Below are 14994 nucleotides of genomic sequence, written 5' to 3'. Positions count from 1 at the left end.
GGCGTCGCGCAGCAGCAGTGCAACTGCTTCGCGTTCGGGCAGGGTCTTGCTGGGCTTGGGCGTGGGCAGTTCAGCGGTGCGGCCTTCGCGCCGCGCCACGCATGCGTCCTGCAGCGGGCAGATCACGCAGGCCGGCTTGGCCCGGCTGCATACCGTCGCGCCCAGGTCCATCTGCGCCTGGGTGTAATCGGCCATGCGCCCGGCCGGCACCTGCGCGACGTGCGCCTCGGCAATCGCCCACAGTTGTTTCTCGATGGCCGGCAGGCCGGGAAAGCCGTCGATGCCGTGGTAGCGGCTGAGCACGCGCTTGACGTTGCCGTCGAGAATCGCGAACCGCTCGTTCCAGGCCTGGCTGAGGATCGCACCGGCGGTGCTGCGGCCGATGCCGGGCAGGGCATGCAATGCATCGAAGTCGCGCGGCAGGTCGCCGTCGTGCAGTTCCACGCAGCGCTTTGCCGCGGCATGCAGATTGCGTGCACGGGCGTAGTAGCCGAGCCCGGCCCACTGCGCCATCACTGCGTCATTGCTGGCGGCAGCGAGGTCGGGCAGGGTCGGGAAGTGCTGCAGGAACCGCTGGAAGTACGGGATGACCGTAGCCACCTGGGTCTGCTGCAGCATGATTTCCGACAGCCAGACCCGATAGGGGCTGCGCGGGTGCTGCCAGGGCAGGTCATGGCGACCGTGGTCGTCGAACCAGTGCAGCAGGCGGGCGACGAAGTCGTCTTCCTGGGCAGTGTCGGCGCTTGCGTGCGGCTGGCGGGGCATGAGTGTTCCGGAAGGAGGCAGCCACCCATGGGGTGGCTCTGCTTCGCCCTGGTGGAGCCACCCATGGGTGGCTGCACCAGATTGCGGTGGCTGCGCGATCTATCAGGCGCCCAATGCTTCGGGCAGCAGGGCGTCGACGAAGGCTTCCGGGTCGAACACGCGCAGGTCTTCCGGGCGCTCGCCAATGCCGGCGAAGCGGATCGGAATGCCGAACTCGCGGGCCAGTGCGAACACCACGCCGCCCTTGGCGGTGCCGTCCAGCTTGGTCACCACCAGGCCGGTCACGTTCACTGCGGCATTGAACTGGCGCAGCTGCGACAGCGCGTTCTGGCCGGTGGTGCCGTCGATCACCATCAGCACTTCGTGCGGGGCGGTGGGGTCGATCTTGCCGAGCACGCGGCGGATCTTGCCCAGCTCGTTCATCAGCCCGGACTGGGTGTGCAGGCGGCCGGCGGTATCGGCGATCAGCACCGAGGTGCCGCGGGCCTTGCCGGCCTGCAGCGCGTCGAATGCCACCGAAGCGGCATCGGCGTTCTGCCCCTGCGCGACCACGGCCACGCCGTTGCGCTCGCCCCAGGCCTGCAGCTGGGCCACGGCGGCGGCGCGGAAGGTATCGCCGGCAGCCAGCATCAGGCTGTGGCCGTCATCCTTGAAGCGCTTGGCCAGCTTGCCGATGGTGGTGGTCTTGCCGACGCCGTTGACGCCGACGGTGAGCACCACGAAGGGCTTGGCGTTGCGGTCGATCACCAGCGGCTTGGCCACCGGCTGCAGGATCGCGATCAGCTCGGCGCGCAGCGCGGCCAGCAGCGCATTGGCGTCGGCGAACTCGCGCGACTTCATGCGCTTGCGCAGGCCCTCGACCAGATCGGTGGTGGCGCCCACGCCGACGTCGGCGGTGATCAGGGCGGTTTCCAGCTCGTCCAGCAGATCGTCGTCGAGCTTGGGGTTGCGCGAGAACAGGCCGCCGAAGCTGCGCGCGATGACGCTGTTGCGCAGGCGTTCGCGCCAGCCGGGCTTGCCGGCGGGCGCCGGCGGGGCATCCACCAGCGCCGGCAGGTCGGTGGCCGGGGCGGTTGGTTCCTCGACCGGAATGACCGGAGCCAGAGGAGCCAGCACAGCGGCCGCAGCGAGCGCTTCAGCCTGGACGTCCTCGGACGCGGTGGCCGGCTGCGCAGCTGGCACGGCAGGCACTTCGGCGACGGGGGCCTGTACGGCGACGGTGGCCGGTTCCGGTGCCTTGGCTTCGACCACCGCGGCGGTGGGTGCGTCTTCGGCCGGGGCGGCCGACGGGAACGCCGCCGCCAGCTCTTCAGCCGAGTAGTGCTGGGTCTTGGGCGCCTCCGTGGTGGGGGCATCCTGGGGCTTCTTGCGGCGGAAAAAACTGAGCATTGGCAAAAGGCGCTGAAATCAGAGGGATATGCTACCACTCGGGCCTGTCGGGCCGATGTGGACTCAAGGTCGCGGCCGGCCGGCCGCTAACCGGTCCGGAGGGTTGCGCGGAGCGGCCCGGAGACCGCCATGAACAACGTGATGGGAATCGCCCTAGGCGGCATGCGTGCGGCCCAGCAGGGCGTGCAGGTGGCAGCGCACAACGTGGCCAATCTGGCGACCCCCGATGCGCAGCGCCTGCAGTTGCAGCGCGGTGCCACTGGACAGGGCGGGGTGCAGGCCTCGGTGACTGCCGCCGGCGCCGATGTCGGTGCACCGCTGGGAGATCTGCTGGCGGCGAAAGCCGAGGTAGTGGCCTTCGCCGCCAATGCCTCGGTGATCCGCCGCCAGGACCAGATGCTGGGCTCGCTGCTGGATCGCGAAGCCTGAACCCCCTCCGCAGGCGCGAACCGCCGCCCCTGGTGGGTGCCAACCTTGGTTGGCACGCTTTTGGGGCGCCAACCAAGGTTGGCCTCTACCAAGGCACCGCCGGGCCATGCCCGGCGACCACCGCCTCGATCAGGCCGACAGCTCCAGCAGCAGTTTGTTCAGGCGCGCCACGTAGGCGCCCGGGTCCTTCAGGCTGTCACCGGCGGCCAGTGCGGCCTGGTCGAACAGCACCCGGCCGAGGTCGTCGAAGCGCGCGCCATCGGCTTCGGCGTCGAGCTTGGCGATCAGCGGATGGCCCGGGTTGATCTCCAGCACCGGCTTGCTGTCCGGCACCTTCTGCCCGCTGGCTTCCAGGATCTGGCGCATCTGCAGGCCCAGGTCCTGCTCGCCGATGGCCAGCACCGCCGGCGAATCGGTCAGGCGGTGCGACACGCGCACCTCGGCCACTTCGTCACCCAGGACCGTCTTGAGCCGCTCGACCAGGCCCTGCTTGTCCTTTGCTGCCGCTTCCTGTGCCTGCTTGTCCGCATCGGTTTCCAGTGCGCCCAGGTCGAGATCGCCACGGGCGATGTCGACGAAGCCCTTACCGTCGAAATCGGTCAGGTAGCCCATCAGCCACTCGTCGATGCGGTCGGTCAGCAGCAGCACTTCCACGCCCTTCTTGCGGAACACTTCCAGGTGCGGGCTGTTGCGTACCTGGCTGTAGCTCTCGCCGGTGAGGTAGTAGATCTTGTCCTGGCCTTCGGCCATGCGGCCGATGTAATCGGCCAGCGACACGCTCTGCGCATCGCCGTCGCCGCGGGTGGAGGCGAAGCGCAGCAGGCCGGCCACCTTCTCGCGGTTGTTGTAGTCCTCGGCCGGGCCTTCCTTCAGCACCTGGCCGAACTCCTTCCAGAACGTGGCGTACTGCTCGGGCTTGTCGGTGGCCAGCTTCTCCAGCATGTCCAGCGAACGCTTGGTCAGCGCCGATTTCATCGAATCGATGACCGGGCCGGACTGCAGGATCTCGCGCGAGACGTTCAGCGACAGGTCGTTGGAATCGACCACGCCCTTGATGAAGCGCAGGTACAGCGGCAGGAACTGCTCTGCCTGGTCCATCACGAACACGCGCTGCACGTACAGTTTCAGGCCCTTGGGCGCATCGCGGTGGTACAGGTCGAACGGCGCGCGGCCGGGCACGTACAGCAGCGAGGTGTACTCCAGCTTGCCCTCGACCTTGTTGTGGCTCCACGCCAGCGGGTCGCTATGGTCGTGCGCTACGTGCTTGTAGAACTCGGTGTACTCGGCGTCGCTGATCTCGGTGCGCGGGCGGGTCCACAGCGCGCTGGCGCGGTTGACGGTCTCCCACTCGACGGCGGCGCCTTCTTCACCTTCCTTCGGCATCTGGATCGGCAGGCCGATATGGTCCGAGTACTTCTTGAGGATGCTGCGCAGGCGCCAGCCATCGGCGAAGTCGTGCTCGCCTTCCTTCAGGTGCAGCACGATGCGGGTACCGCGCTCGGCCTTGTCGACGGTGGCCACTTCGAAATCGCCTTCGCCACGCGAGCTCCAGCGCACGCCTTCGGCTGCAGCCAGGCCGGCGCGGCGCGAGGTCACTTCCACTTCGTCGGCGACGATGAAGGCGCTGTAGAAGCCGACGCCGAACTGGCCGATCAGCTGCGAATCCTTCTTCTGGTCGCCGGACAGCTGCCGCAGGAAGTCGCCGGTGCCGGACTTGGCGATGGTGCCGAGGTGGGCGATGGCTTCGGCGCGGCTCATGCCAATGCCGTTGTCTTCGATGGTGATGGTGTGGGCGGCGGCGTCGAAGCTGACGCGCACGCGCAGCTCGCTGTCGCCTTCCAGCAGCGCCGGCTGGGTCAGGGCCTCGAAGCGCAGCTTGTCGGCGGCGTCGGCAGCGTTGGAGACCAGCTCGCGCAGGAAGATTTCCTTGTTGGAGTACAGCGAGTGGATCATCAGCTGCAGCAGCTGCTTGACTTCGGTCTGGAAGCCAAGGGTTTCGGTCTGGGTGGTCTCGGTCATCGATAGGGCTCCATGTGCAATGCCGCGCCAGCGCGTGCGGCCTCGCCAAGGGGTAGGGATGATTGTCCCGAAATCAAGGGGCTGGTCGGGCAGGGCTTGCAGCCCTGCACCTGCAGAGGCCGATGGAACAGCAACAGCAACAGCAACAGCGGGTATTCCGTGGGATGGCGGGGTGGTGTGGGTTGGCAGGACACGCCGTAAACCCGTCCATGGGGGCTCGATGGCGCCATCCATGGCGCCAACGGTCCTGCCAACCCACACCGCCCCGCCTCTGACAGGTTCACTCGGCTGTTGGTAGGTGTCGACCTTGGTCGACACATCTGTCAGATATCGAAATAAAACTGGCCTGTATGTCGAGCATCGGATCGCGTCTGGGGTGGGGCCCCCTGAGTCAGGGGGCGGCCGCGAAGCGGCGGGGGTGTGGAAGCTGGTCAGTGGGGCCCGCGTTTCGCGCAGCGAAGCGTGGGAGCGACAGCGCGCATGCGTTGGCGCGTCCCCGGGCGCCGCCCGGCCGAACTACAATCCCGCTCATGGTGAATTTCTCGAATGAACCCCGCCGGGGGCGCCGGTGAGCGGCCGCGGGGGCAATGACGGCCAGGTCCGCATCATCGGCGGTCGCTGGCGCAATACCCGCCTGCCGGTGCCGACCCTGCCGGGACTGCGGCCCAGCAGCGATCGTGTGCGCGAAACCCTGTTCAACTGGCTGATACCCAAGCTCGGCGGGGCCCGTGTGCTGGACCTGTTCGCCGGCAGCGGCGCATTGGGCCTGGAAGCGGTCTCGCGCGGTGCCGCCCACGCCACCCTGGTCGAGCGCGATGCGCAGCTGGGACGCAACCTGACCGCCGCCGTGGCCAAGCTGCAGGCCAGCGACCAGATCAGCGTCGTGCAGGCCGATGCCCTGCGCTGGCTGCAGGGTGCGCCCGCGCAGCAGGCCGATCTGGTGTTCATCGACCCGCCATTCGCCGATGGCCTGTGGCAGGACGTGCTGGCCCAGCTGCCGCGGCACCTGACCGCCGACGCCTGGCTGTACCTGGAGTCGCCGGCCGGCCACGTGCCGGTGCTGCCGCAGGGCTGGCTGCTCCACCGTGAGGGCGGCACCCGTGAGGTGCGCTTTGCCCTGTACCGCCGTGCCACTGCTACACTTTGACCTCATCTGAACATCTGCTACCGCCCATGACCGTGGCCAACCGCCGCATCGCCGTCTATCCCGGCACGTTCGACCCGATCACCAACGGTCACATCGACCTTGTGAGCCGGGCCGCGCCGCTGTTCGAAAAGGTCGTGGTCGGCGTGGCGCAGAGCCCGTCGAAGGGCCCGGCGCTGCCGCTGGAACAGCGCGTGCTGCTGGCGCGTGGCGCCCTGGCCCACCATGGCAATGTCGAAGTCATCGGCTTCGATACCCTGCTGGCCCATTTCGTACGCTCGGTCCAGGGTGGGGTGCTGCTGCGCGGCCTGCGCGCGGTGTCCGACTTCGAGTACGAATTCCAGATGGCCAGCATGAACCGCCACCTGATTCCCGAGGTCGAGACCCTGTTCCTGACCCCGGCCGAGCAGCACAGCTTCATTTCGTCCTCGCTGGTCCGCGAGATCGCGCGCCTGGGCGGCGACGTGTCCGGTTTCGTGCCGGCCGCGGTGCTCGAAGCCCTGCGCAAGGTCCGCGAAGCGAAGGCGGCACAGTCGTAAGCCCGCCGTACCTGCACCCCATCACGTACAACACCACGCACCATTCCGGGAGGAAATCCATGAACACCACCATGCGCGCGATGCTGATCGCTTCGTTGGCCCTGGCCTTCACCGCCTGCAAGAAGGAAGAGGCCGCTCCGGTCGACGAGGCCAAGCAGGCCCTGGTCGCTCCGTCCAAGGACGACGATGCCGGCTGGAAGAAGTACCTGCAGGAAGTGGCGATCCAGAACATGGGCAACATCACCAACAGCCCGTTCCTGTACTACCTCTCCCCGGAATCGGACCCGGACTTCCAGGCCAAGTATGAGCGCCAGACCGAGAGCGCGACCCAGGCCGTGGCCCGTGGCGTGCAGCCGGGCAACATGCTGGCCTTCGGTTCGTCGGCCTCGGGCAAGATGGCTGACATGATCCAGGCCGTGTTCAAGGACGTGTCGCCGGATTCGATGAAGGGCGTGCGCGTCGTCTTCATCGGCCAGTCGGCCGACAACGCCCGCGTGCAGGCGGCGATCCAGCCGACCGGCGCCGAGTACATTTTCGTCGAAGCCAAGTAATACCGAGCCATGGCGGCCATGCCCCGGCATGGCCCGGGCGGCGCCCCGCAAGGGTGCCGCTGATGACCTGACCGGCCCGCGCGCCCGCGCTGGCCGGTCCTTTGTCCCAAGGCGCGGGCGAGGAGTATCGCCATGTCGCTGAAAATCAACGAGCTCTGCGTCAACTGCGACGTCTGCGAGCCGGCCTGCCCGAACCAGGCCATTGCGATGGGTGAAACCATCTACGTGATCGACCCTGCGCGCTGCACCGAATGCGTGGGTCATTTCGACGAGCCACAGTGCGTGGTCGTCTGCCCGGTCGAGTGCATCGACCCGGATCCGGAGATCGTGGAAACGGAAGACCAGCTGCTGGCCAAGCTGCGCCAACTGCAGCACGATCACCCCGAACTCTATGCGGAGCCCCCATCCGAATGAAGACGCTGATCGTCCGCCCCCTGTTGCTGCTCGGCCTGCTGCTGAGTCCGATCGCCTGGGCCGACAGCCCGGCCCGTGCCGAGCGCCCCGACGGCGCAGCCATTGCCAGCGGCCACGCGCTGGCCACCCAGGCCGGTATCGACATCCTGGCGCAGGGCGGCAACGCCTTCGATGCTGCGGTGGCGGTGTCGTCCACGCTGGCGGTGGTCGAGCCGATCAGTTCCGGTCTGGGCGGTGGGGGCTTCTTCCTGCTGCATGACGCGGCTACCGGCAAGGACGTGATGCTGGACGCGCGCGAGACCGCGCCGGCGGCGGCCACGCCGCAGGCCTTCCTCGACAAGCAGGGCAACCTCGACCGCGACCGCTCGGTCAACGGTGCCTGGTCGGCGGGTATTCCCGGCCTGCCTGCGGCGCTGGTCGAACTGTCGGCCCGGCACGGCAAGCTGCCGTTGTCGGCCTCGCTGCAGCCGGCGATCCGCATCGCACGCGAAGGCTTCCCGGTGTACGACCGCATGGCCAAGGGCTACGCGTCGCGCCGTGAAGTGATGGAGCGCTATCCCGGCACGCGTGAAGTCTATCTGCGCAACGGCAAGCCGATCGCCAGCGGTGACCTGTTCAAGCAGCCGGAGCTGGCGCAGACGCTGGAGCGCCTGGCCGCTGGAGGTTTCGACGGCTTCTACAAGGGCCAGACCGGAAAGCTGTTGCTGGCGGGCGTCAAGCAGGCCGGTGGCAAGTGGACCGCCGAAGAGCTGGCCGGCTATCGCGTGAAGCAGCGCGAACCGATCGTGTTCAACTACAACGGCTGGAAGATCACCACCGCGCCGCCGCCGTCGTCCGGTGGCATCGCGCTGGCCAGCATGCTGCAGATCCTGGAAGGCTGGGACATCAGGAAGATGGATCCGGCGCACCGTACCCATCTGGTGGTGGAGTCGATGCGCCGTGCCTACCGCGACCGTACGTTCTTCCTCGGCGATCCGGACTTCGTGCAGATCCCGCAGAAGGTGCTGACCAGCAAGGACTACGCACAGGGCCTGCGCGCGACCATCCATCCGGAAAAGGCCACGCCCAGCGACCTGCTGTCGGGCAACCCGACGCCGCTGGAAGACGACGAGACCACGCACTTCTCGATCATCGACCGCGACGGCAACCGCGTCGGCGCCACCCAGACCGTCAACCTGCTGTACGGCTCGGGGCTCATTCCCAAGGGCACCGGCGTGCTGCTGAACAACGAGATGGACGATTTCGCGCTGAAGCCGGGTACGCCCAATGCCTTCGGCGTGATGGGCTACGAGGCCAATGCGCCGAAGCCGGGCAAGCGCATGCTCAGCTCGATGACGCCGACCTTCATGGAAAACAGCGACAAGGTGATCGTGCTGGGCACCCCGGGTGGCAGCCGCATCATCACCATGGTGCTGCTGGGCATCCTCGGCTACGACGCCGGCCTGGACGCGCAGCAGGTTGCCGCGCTGCCGCGCTACCACCACCAGTGGCTGCCGGACCTGATCGAAGCCGAGGACGATGCGTTCGACGCGGCGACGGTGAAGCAGCTGCAGGCGATGGGCCACAGGATCGACCTGCCGGGCAGTGTCGCCGCCGGCGGTCGCGGTTCCAGCCACGTGTGGGGCAACCTGCAGACCGTGGAATGGGACCGCAAGGCGAACAAGCTGTTCGGTGGCAGCGACCCGCGCAATCCGGTGGGCAGTGCCCAGGTCGTGCCGGCCCACTGATGTGGTGGTGCCGGCCACTGGCCGGCAATCCGCAGATCACCAGGACCCCGCCAACCGGCGGGGTTTCCTGTTTCCTTTCTAGCGATTATTTAACGGTCCGGCGCCGATAATCGACGCATGAAACTCTGGTCTATTCGTGGAAACTCGCAGCGCCTGGACGGCGGCGCGATGTTCGGCAACGCGCCGCGTGCGTTGTGGGAAAAATGGGCGGCTCCGGACGAGCTCAATCGCATCGAGCTGGCCTGCCGTGCGCTGCTTGCCAGTCCGCTGGAAGGCAAGACGGTACTGTTTGAAACCGGTATCGGTGCGTTCTTCGACCCGCGCATGCGCGAGCGCTACGGCGTGCAGGAAAGCCAGCACGTGCTGATCGATTCACTGCGCGAAGCGGGTTTCGAGCACGAGGACATCGACGTGGTGGTGCTCAGCCACCTGCACTTCGATCATGCCGGTGGCCTGCTTGCCGCATGGAGCGAAGGGCGTGAGCCCGAGCTGCTGTTCCCCAACGCAACCTATGTGGTTGGTGCGCAGCATTGGCAGCGCGCCGTGCAGCCACACCCGCGCGATCGGGCCAGTTTCATTCCTGAGCTGCCCGGCCTGCTGCAGGCCAGTGGCCGCCTGGAAGTCGTGGATGGCGAGTACTCGAAGGCGCTCGGCCGCAGCGTGCGCTTCAGCTACAGCCATGGGCATACGCCGGGGCTGATGCTGGCCGAGATCGTTGGCCACGCGCATGCCGGGGAAGATCCGCACGGTGGCGTGGTGTTCTGTGCCGACCTCATCCCAGGTCGTTCATGGGTGCACGTGCCGATCACCATGGGCTATGACCGCAATGCCGAATTGCTGATCGACGAGAAACGGCAGTTCCTTGAAGACAAGCTGGCGCGCAACGTGCGGCTGTTCTTCACCCACGACCCGCAGGTGGCGCTGGCGCAGCTGGGCCGTGATGACAAGGGACGTTTCGTGACCCTGCACGAACAGGGCGAGCTGAAGGCGCGCGCCCTGGGGTAATGGCAGAGCCGAGCGTGGGCTCGGCTCTGCATCACTCGTCGTTACGACGCCTTCAGGCAGCTGCTCATGAAGGTCTTGCGCGCATCGCCTGCCAGTTTCTTCGCGCCCGCTTCAGCGTTGCACTTGCGCATGCGTTCCTGCTGCGTATTGACCGGCTTGGTTTCGGCGGCCTGGCCACTGAGGCAGGAGCTCTGCGCGGTCTTGTAGGCATCCCCCTTCAAGCCCTTGTTCTTGGCCGAGCATTCGGCCATGCGTTGCTGCTGAGGGGTGGTGGCGTTGGCAGCCAGGGGCAGGCCGGCCAGCAGGACGGCGGCCAGCAGGAATGAGGCCTTCATCGCGAGCTCCAAGGGTGGCGGGTGCGCGGAGCATTCGCCTCCGGCCGGCAAGGCCACGTGAAGAATCACGCGTCGGCCACACCCGCGTCCACGGGCGTTCACGTGCTGCGGCGAAGCGCGCCCGCGAACGGTTGTCGGGTCAGAGCCCTCTCCTGCGGAGAGGGATCCGACCCCGGTTCGCCGGATCAGCCGACGCGGGTGCCGAAGATGCGGTCACCCGCGTCGCCCAGTCCGGGCAGGATATAGCCCTTGTCGTTGAGCTGGGCATCGATGGCCGCAGTGTAGATTTCCACGTCCGGGTGCACGGCCTTCACTGCTTCGATGCCTTCGGGCGCGGCCACCAGGAAGATGCCCTTGATGCGACGGGCGCCGGCGCGCTTGAGCATGTCGATGGTGGCGATCAGCGTGCCGCCGGTGGCCAGCATCGGGTCGAGGATCAGTGCGTCGCGCTCTTCCAGCCGGCCGGTCAGGCGCTCGAAGTAGGGCACCGGCTGCAGGGTTTCTTCATCGCGCTGCAGGCCGACCACGCTGACACGGGCCGCCGGGATCAGCGACAGCACGCCGCTGAGCATGCCCAGGCCGGCACGCAGGATCGGCACCACGGTGATCTTGGCGCCGGCAATGCGCTGCACCGTCACCGGGCCGGCCCAGCCGGCCAGGGTGTGCGGCTCGGTATCCAGGTCGGCGGTGGCCTCGTAGGCCAGCAGCGTACCCAGCTCGTTGGCCAGTTCGCGGAAATCCTTGGTGCTGAGCGCAGCGTTGCGCATCAGGCCGATCTTGTGCTGCACCAGCGGGTGGCGCACTTCGACGATCTTCATGGTCGGGAAGGGGAATAGGGAGAGAGGCCGCCATTTTGCCGGATTGGCGTGTCGAAGCCCAAACCGGGCCCGGGGCCGCTGTACATGAAATGTGCAGGGGCATGTCACGGCCATGCAATCTTGCGGACATACCGTGCAGACCCATTCTTAACAGGAATGGGGATTCCCAGTGCATATCAAGACTCCGTTGGCCGTTGCCATCACGCTGACCCTGGCAATGGGGGCCGCAGCACCGCTGCAGGCCGCCGGGCAGCAGGCGGTAGCCGCCACCGGCGCCGTGGCGGCCGACGCGGTCGACCTTGACCGTATCGAGGTGCGCGCCCAGCTCGAATCGCAGATCCGCGCGGTCGACCTCAAGCGCAGCAGCGACGCCATCGAAGACGCGGTGTCCTCCGATGCGCTGGGCCAGTACCCGGACAAGAACGTGGCCGAGTCGCTGCAGCGGCTGCCGGGCATCAGCGTCACCCGCGACCAGGGCGAGGGCCGCTTCGTGGTGATCCGTGGCCTGGATGCCAATCTCAACAGCGTCAGCGTGGATGGCATCGCCGTGGGCACGCCGGAAGATTCCAGCCGAGCCGCGCCGCTGGACGTGATCCCGTCCGACTCCACCGAACGCCTGCGCGTGGTCAAGTCGCCGACCCCGGACATGCCCGGTGATGCGATCGGCGGTGCCGTGCTGGTGGAATCGGCCTCGGCCTTCGACCGCGACGGTCGCAGCCTGCGTGGCAAGATCGAGGGCAGTCACCAGCAGCTGTCCGGCGAGACCAGCCCGAAGGCGGCCTTCAACTACAGCGAAGTGTTCAACGACACCTTCGGCGTGGCGCTGGGCGTGAACTACCAGAAGCGCAGGTTCGAGTCGGACAACACCGAAGTGGAGTACGACGGCGAGGACGATGCCGCCCCCGGTGACGTGACCGCGATCAACCTGCAGCACCGCAAGTACGAGATCGAGCGCAAGCGCATCGGCGCCAACCTCAACCTCGACTGGCGGCCGGACGAAGACAGCCGGTACTACCTGCGCACGCTGTACAGCCAGTTCGACGATGCGGAGACCCGCCAGCGCGTGATCTTCAACTTCGACGACGCGAAGATGGTCAAGACCGGCACCGACCAGTACCGCCTGGATGGCATGCCGAAGGATTCGATCGACAAGCGCATGCGCTACCGCACCAAGAAGGAAAACACCTTCGCGGCCAGCCTGGGCGGCGAGAACAAGTTGACCAACGCCGTGGTCGATTACCGGATCGGCTACACCCGTTCCGAAGAGCGCGTGAATGACGAGATGGAGGCGCGCTTCAAGCTCAACGGCAAGGCGTTCAACGGCAGCCTGGACCAGAGCAGCCGACTGCCGAGCTACAGCTTCGACAACCCGCAGTGGCTGGACAACAGCAACTACGCGTTCGACCGCTTCGTGCTTTCGCCCAAGCAGGTGAACGACAAGGAGCACAGCGCGCAGGTCAACGTGCGCTTCGACGGCGACAGCAGCAGCATCAAGTTCGGTCTGCTGGGCCGCTGGCGCGACCGCGACGTGAATGTGGATGAGCGCGAACTGCGCGTCGGCCCGAAGGTGGCGCTGGCGGGCTGGACCACCTCCTCGCCCGAACATCGCCACGGCAACTTCGGCGACGGCATGGATTCGGCTGCGATGCGTGCCTTCTGGGCGGCCAATGGCAGCCAGTACAGCGCCCGCCCGCAGGACGTCGGCGGCAATGCGATGACGTCCCTGGAAGAGGATTACGTGGCCAGCGAGGACATCTTCGCCAGCTACGCCATGGGTACCTGGGACGTGGGTGCGCTGCGCATCATCGGTGGCGTGCGCGTGGAGAACACCCGCTTCAAGGCGATCGGCAACCAGGTGGACGTGGCCGCCAACGGCCGCAGCTTCACCGTCACCCCGCGCGTGGCCAACAGCAGCTACACCAACGTGCTGCCGGGCCTGCACCTGCGCTATGACGCGGCTGATGACTGGGTGCTGCGCGCCTCGGCCAACAAGACCGTATCGCGCCCGTCCTTCGGCGACGTCTCGCCGCGCGTGGGTTACAGCCGCGGTGACGAGGAAGTGCGCCTGGGCAACCCGGAACTGGATCCGTACGAGTCGAAGAACATCGACCTGTCGGTGGAGAAGTACATCGGCAGCAGCGGCATCGTTTCGCTGGGGCTGTTCCACAAGTCGATCGATGGCTACATTGTCGAAACCGTGCGCACCAATGATCCGGCCTACGGTGGATTCGATGTGACGCAGCCGATCAATGGTCGCAAGGCCACCGTGCGTGGTGCGGAGTTCAACTGGCAGCAGCAGCTGGCCTTCCTGCCGGACGGCCTGGATGGCCTGCTGGTCGGTGCCAGTGGCACCTGGCTGGATACGAAGTTCGATGCCGGCATCAAGGACCGTGCGGGCGAGGACTTCACCCTGCCACGCGCCTCCAAGCACGTCTACAGCGCGCACATCGGCTATGAGAAGTACGGCTTGAGCACGCGCCTGGCGGCCGTGTACCGCAGCGAGTACCTGGACAGCATCGGCAAGGGCCGCGCGTTCGATATCTACGTTGCGCCGAATACCCAGCTCGATTTCTCGCTTGACTACAGGTTCACCGCGCGCGTGAGCGTCTACTTCGAAGCGCAGAACCTGCTGGACAAGCCGCTGGAGCTGTACCAGGGCACCCGTTCGCGCACCCTGCAGATGGAAGAGTACGGCCGCACCTATGCGCTGGGCCTGAAGGTGGCGCTGTGATGGGGCGTGGCGTCACCGTCCTGGCCGCCGCGCTGGCAGCTACGCTGGTCGCCGGCTGCACGCCGGCCACCGGCAGCGATCCGGTTGCGGGAGCTGCCGCGCCGGCCGCCGGGGGCGAGCGCGTGGTGACCACCATCGCCGAAGCCTTCCTGTCACCGATGACCCCGGCCGACAACATCGACTCGCCGGCGGCCTGGCGCGCGCCGGACGGCGCACTGTGGCTGATCGCCACCGCCAAGGCTACCGACAAGCTGGTGGTCTACGACGGCAGCACCGGACAGCACCTGCGTGACGTCGGCAGCAGCGGCACCGCACCGGGGCAGTTCGACCGCCCAAATGGTATCGCGGTGATCGACGACCTGCTGTGGATCGTGGAGCGCGACAATCACCGCGTGCAGGTACTGCGCCTGCCGGACTTCACGCCGTTGGCGACGTTCGCTGCGGACGACCTGCGCAAGCCGTACGGACTGTGGGTCGACCGTCGTGCCGATGGCTACAGCGTCTACGTCACCGACTCCTGGGACAACGGCGAGGATGCACAGGGGCGTGACATCCTGCCGCCGCTGGCCGAGCTGGACAAGCGCGTGCGCCAGTATCACGTGACCCGCAATGGTGAGAAGGTCGACGCGAAGCGGGTGGCCAGCATCGGCGATACCACCGAGGCGGGAGCGCTGCGCGTGGTCGAGTCGATCTGGGGCGATCCCGAGAACGACCGCCTGCTGATCGCCGAAGAGGACGAGAGCTACGCCAGCGAGTTCAAGGTCTACACCCTGGCGGGCCGCTTCACCGGCACCACCTTCGGCCGCGACGTGTTCAAGGCGCAGGCCGAAGGCGTGACCCTGCGCACCTGCGGCAAGGATGGCTGGTGGATCACCACCGAACAGGGCAAGCAGCGCAGCGTGTTCCATCTGTTCGACCGGCACACGCTGAAGCCGGTCGGCGCGTTCCAGGGCAATACCGTGGCCAACACCGACGGCATCTGGATGATGCAGCAAGCCAGCACGCGCTTCCCGCACGGCGCGCTGTATGCCGTACACGACGATCAGGGTGTGGTGGCGTTCGACTGGGAAAGCATCGCCAAGCAACTGGCGCTGCCGCTGGAGTGTGGTGCATGAGCCGGCAACGCGT

General features: G+C 67.0%; 14 protein-coding genes. 9 read left to right on the top strand and 5 right to left on the bottom strand.

Annotation, left to right across the window (positions count from 1 at the left end; translation table 11 throughout):
- The coding region (mutY, locus tag AB839_RS01040; protein ID WP_061477967.1) for an A/G-specific adenine glycosylase at nucleotides 1–765 on the bottom strand (765 nt) is incomplete at its 3' end.
- A gap of 102 nt (nucleotides 766–867) precedes the next feature.
- Nucleotides 868–2154 carry a signal recognition particle-docking protein FtsY gene (gene ftsY, locus AB839_RS01035; RefSeq protein WP_061477966.1) on the bottom strand — a complete coding sequence of 429 codons (1287 nt, stop codon included), beginning with the start codon at nucleotides 2152–2154 and terminating at the stop codon, nucleotides 868–870.
- Between the two features lie 129 nt (nucleotides 2155–2283).
- Between ftsY and AB839_RS01030 the strand changes: the two genes are divergently transcribed.
- Nucleotides 2284–2583, top strand: coding sequence for a hypothetical protein (locus AB839_RS01030; RefSeq protein ID WP_061477965.1), 300 nt, complete (start codon nucleotides 2284–2286; stop codon nucleotides 2581–2583).
- A 129-nt stretch (nucleotides 2584–2712) separates the two neighbouring features.
- Here AB839_RS01030 and htpG read toward each other — a convergent pair whose 3' ends face one another.
- A complete protein-coding gene (gene htpG, locus AB839_RS01025) occupies nucleotides 2713–4602 on the bottom strand; it encodes a molecular chaperone HtpG (protein ID WP_061477964.1) in 1890 nt (629 codons plus the stop codon).
- Between the two features lie 568 nt (nucleotides 4603–5170).
- Here htpG and rsmD point away from each other — a divergent pair.
- The 6 genes from rsmD to AB839_RS00995 all read left to right on the top strand — a co-directional run bounded on the left by rsmD (nucleotide 5171) and on the right by AB839_RS00995 (nucleotide 9982).
- Nucleotides 5171–5749: a 16S rRNA (guanine(966)-N(2))-methyltransferase RsmD gene (rsmD, locus tag AB839_RS01020; protein ID WP_061477963.1), complete on the top strand. Its 579-nt coding sequence runs from the start codon at nucleotides 5171–5173 to the stop codon at nucleotides 5747–5749.
- A 26-nt stretch (nucleotides 5750–5775) separates the two neighbouring features.
- The gene (gene coaD / locus AB839_RS01015) at nucleotides 5776–6285 is read left to right on the top strand and encodes a pantetheine-phosphate adenylyltransferase (RefSeq protein WP_061477962.1); all 510 of its coding nucleotides are present in this window, start codon (nucleotides 5776–5778) and stop codon (nucleotides 6283–6285) included.
- Nucleotides 6286–6344: 59 nt separating this feature from the next.
- Complete coding sequence (locus AB839_RS01010) at nucleotides 6345–6836, top strand: hypothetical protein (protein WP_004153167.1); 492 nt, start codon at nucleotides 6345–6347, stop codon at nucleotides 6834–6836.
- Between the two features lie 132 nt (nucleotides 6837–6968).
- Complete coding sequence (locus AB839_RS01005; RefSeq protein WP_004153175.1) at nucleotides 6969–7250, top strand: YfhL family 4Fe-4S dicluster ferredoxin; 282 nt, start codon at nucleotides 6969–6971, stop codon at nucleotides 7248–7250.
- Nucleotides 7247–8977, top strand: coding sequence for a gamma-glutamyltransferase (gene ggt, locus AB839_RS01000; RefSeq protein WP_061477961.1), 1731 nt, complete (start codon nucleotides 7247–7249; stop codon nucleotides 8975–8977). The genes AB839_RS01005 and ggt overlap by 4 nt, the downstream gene beginning before the upstream one ends.
- Nucleotides 8978–9094: 117 nt before the next feature.
- Complete coding sequence (locus AB839_RS00995) at nucleotides 9095–9982, top strand: MBL fold metallo-hydrolase (RefSeq protein WP_061477960.1); 888 nt, start codon at nucleotides 9095–9097, stop codon at nucleotides 9980–9982.
- A gap of 41 nt (nucleotides 9983–10023) precedes the next feature.
- On the opposite strand, the gene AB839_RS00990 is transcribed toward AB839_RS00995, so the two are convergent.
- Together AB839_RS00990 and upp are read right to left on the bottom strand one after the other, a co-directional pair.
- On the bottom strand, nucleotides 10024–10317 hold the full coding sequence (locus AB839_RS00990) for a PsiF family protein (protein WP_061477959.1): 294 nt from the start codon (nucleotides 10315–10317) through the stop codon (nucleotides 10024–10026).
- Between the two features lie 185 nt (nucleotides 10318–10502).
- Nucleotides 10503–11135 carry a uracil phosphoribosyltransferase gene (gene upp / locus AB839_RS00985; RefSeq protein WP_005416149.1) on the bottom strand — a complete coding sequence of 211 codons (633 nt, stop codon included), beginning with the start codon at nucleotides 11133–11135 and terminating at the stop codon, nucleotides 10503–10505.
- Nucleotides 11136–11304: 169 nt separating this feature from the next.
- Here upp and AB839_RS00980 point away from each other — a divergent pair, with 169 nt between their 5' ends.
- Together AB839_RS00980 and AB839_RS00975 are read left to right on the top strand one after the other, a co-directional pair.
- Nucleotides 11305–13866: a TonB-dependent receptor gene (locus tag AB839_RS00980; RefSeq protein ID WP_061477958.1), complete on the top strand. Its 2562-nt coding sequence runs from the start codon at nucleotides 11305–11307 to the stop codon at nucleotides 13864–13866.
- Complete coding sequence (locus AB839_RS00975) at nucleotides 13866–14981, top strand: phytase (RefSeq protein WP_061477957.1); 1116 nt, start codon at nucleotides 13866–13868, stop codon at nucleotides 14979–14981. Before AB839_RS00980 ends, AB839_RS00975 begins: the two co-directional genes overlap by 1 nt.
- Nucleotides 14982–14994 lie beyond the last annotated feature (13 nt).

The organism is Stenotrophomonas sp. DDT-1 (assembly GCF_001580555.1).
GTDB classification, from domain to species: Bacteria; Pseudomonadota; Gammaproteobacteria; order Xanthomonadales; family Xanthomonadaceae; genus Stenotrophomonas; species Stenotrophomonas sepilia.
This window is presented reverse-complemented; position numbering and strand designations above follow the sequence as displayed.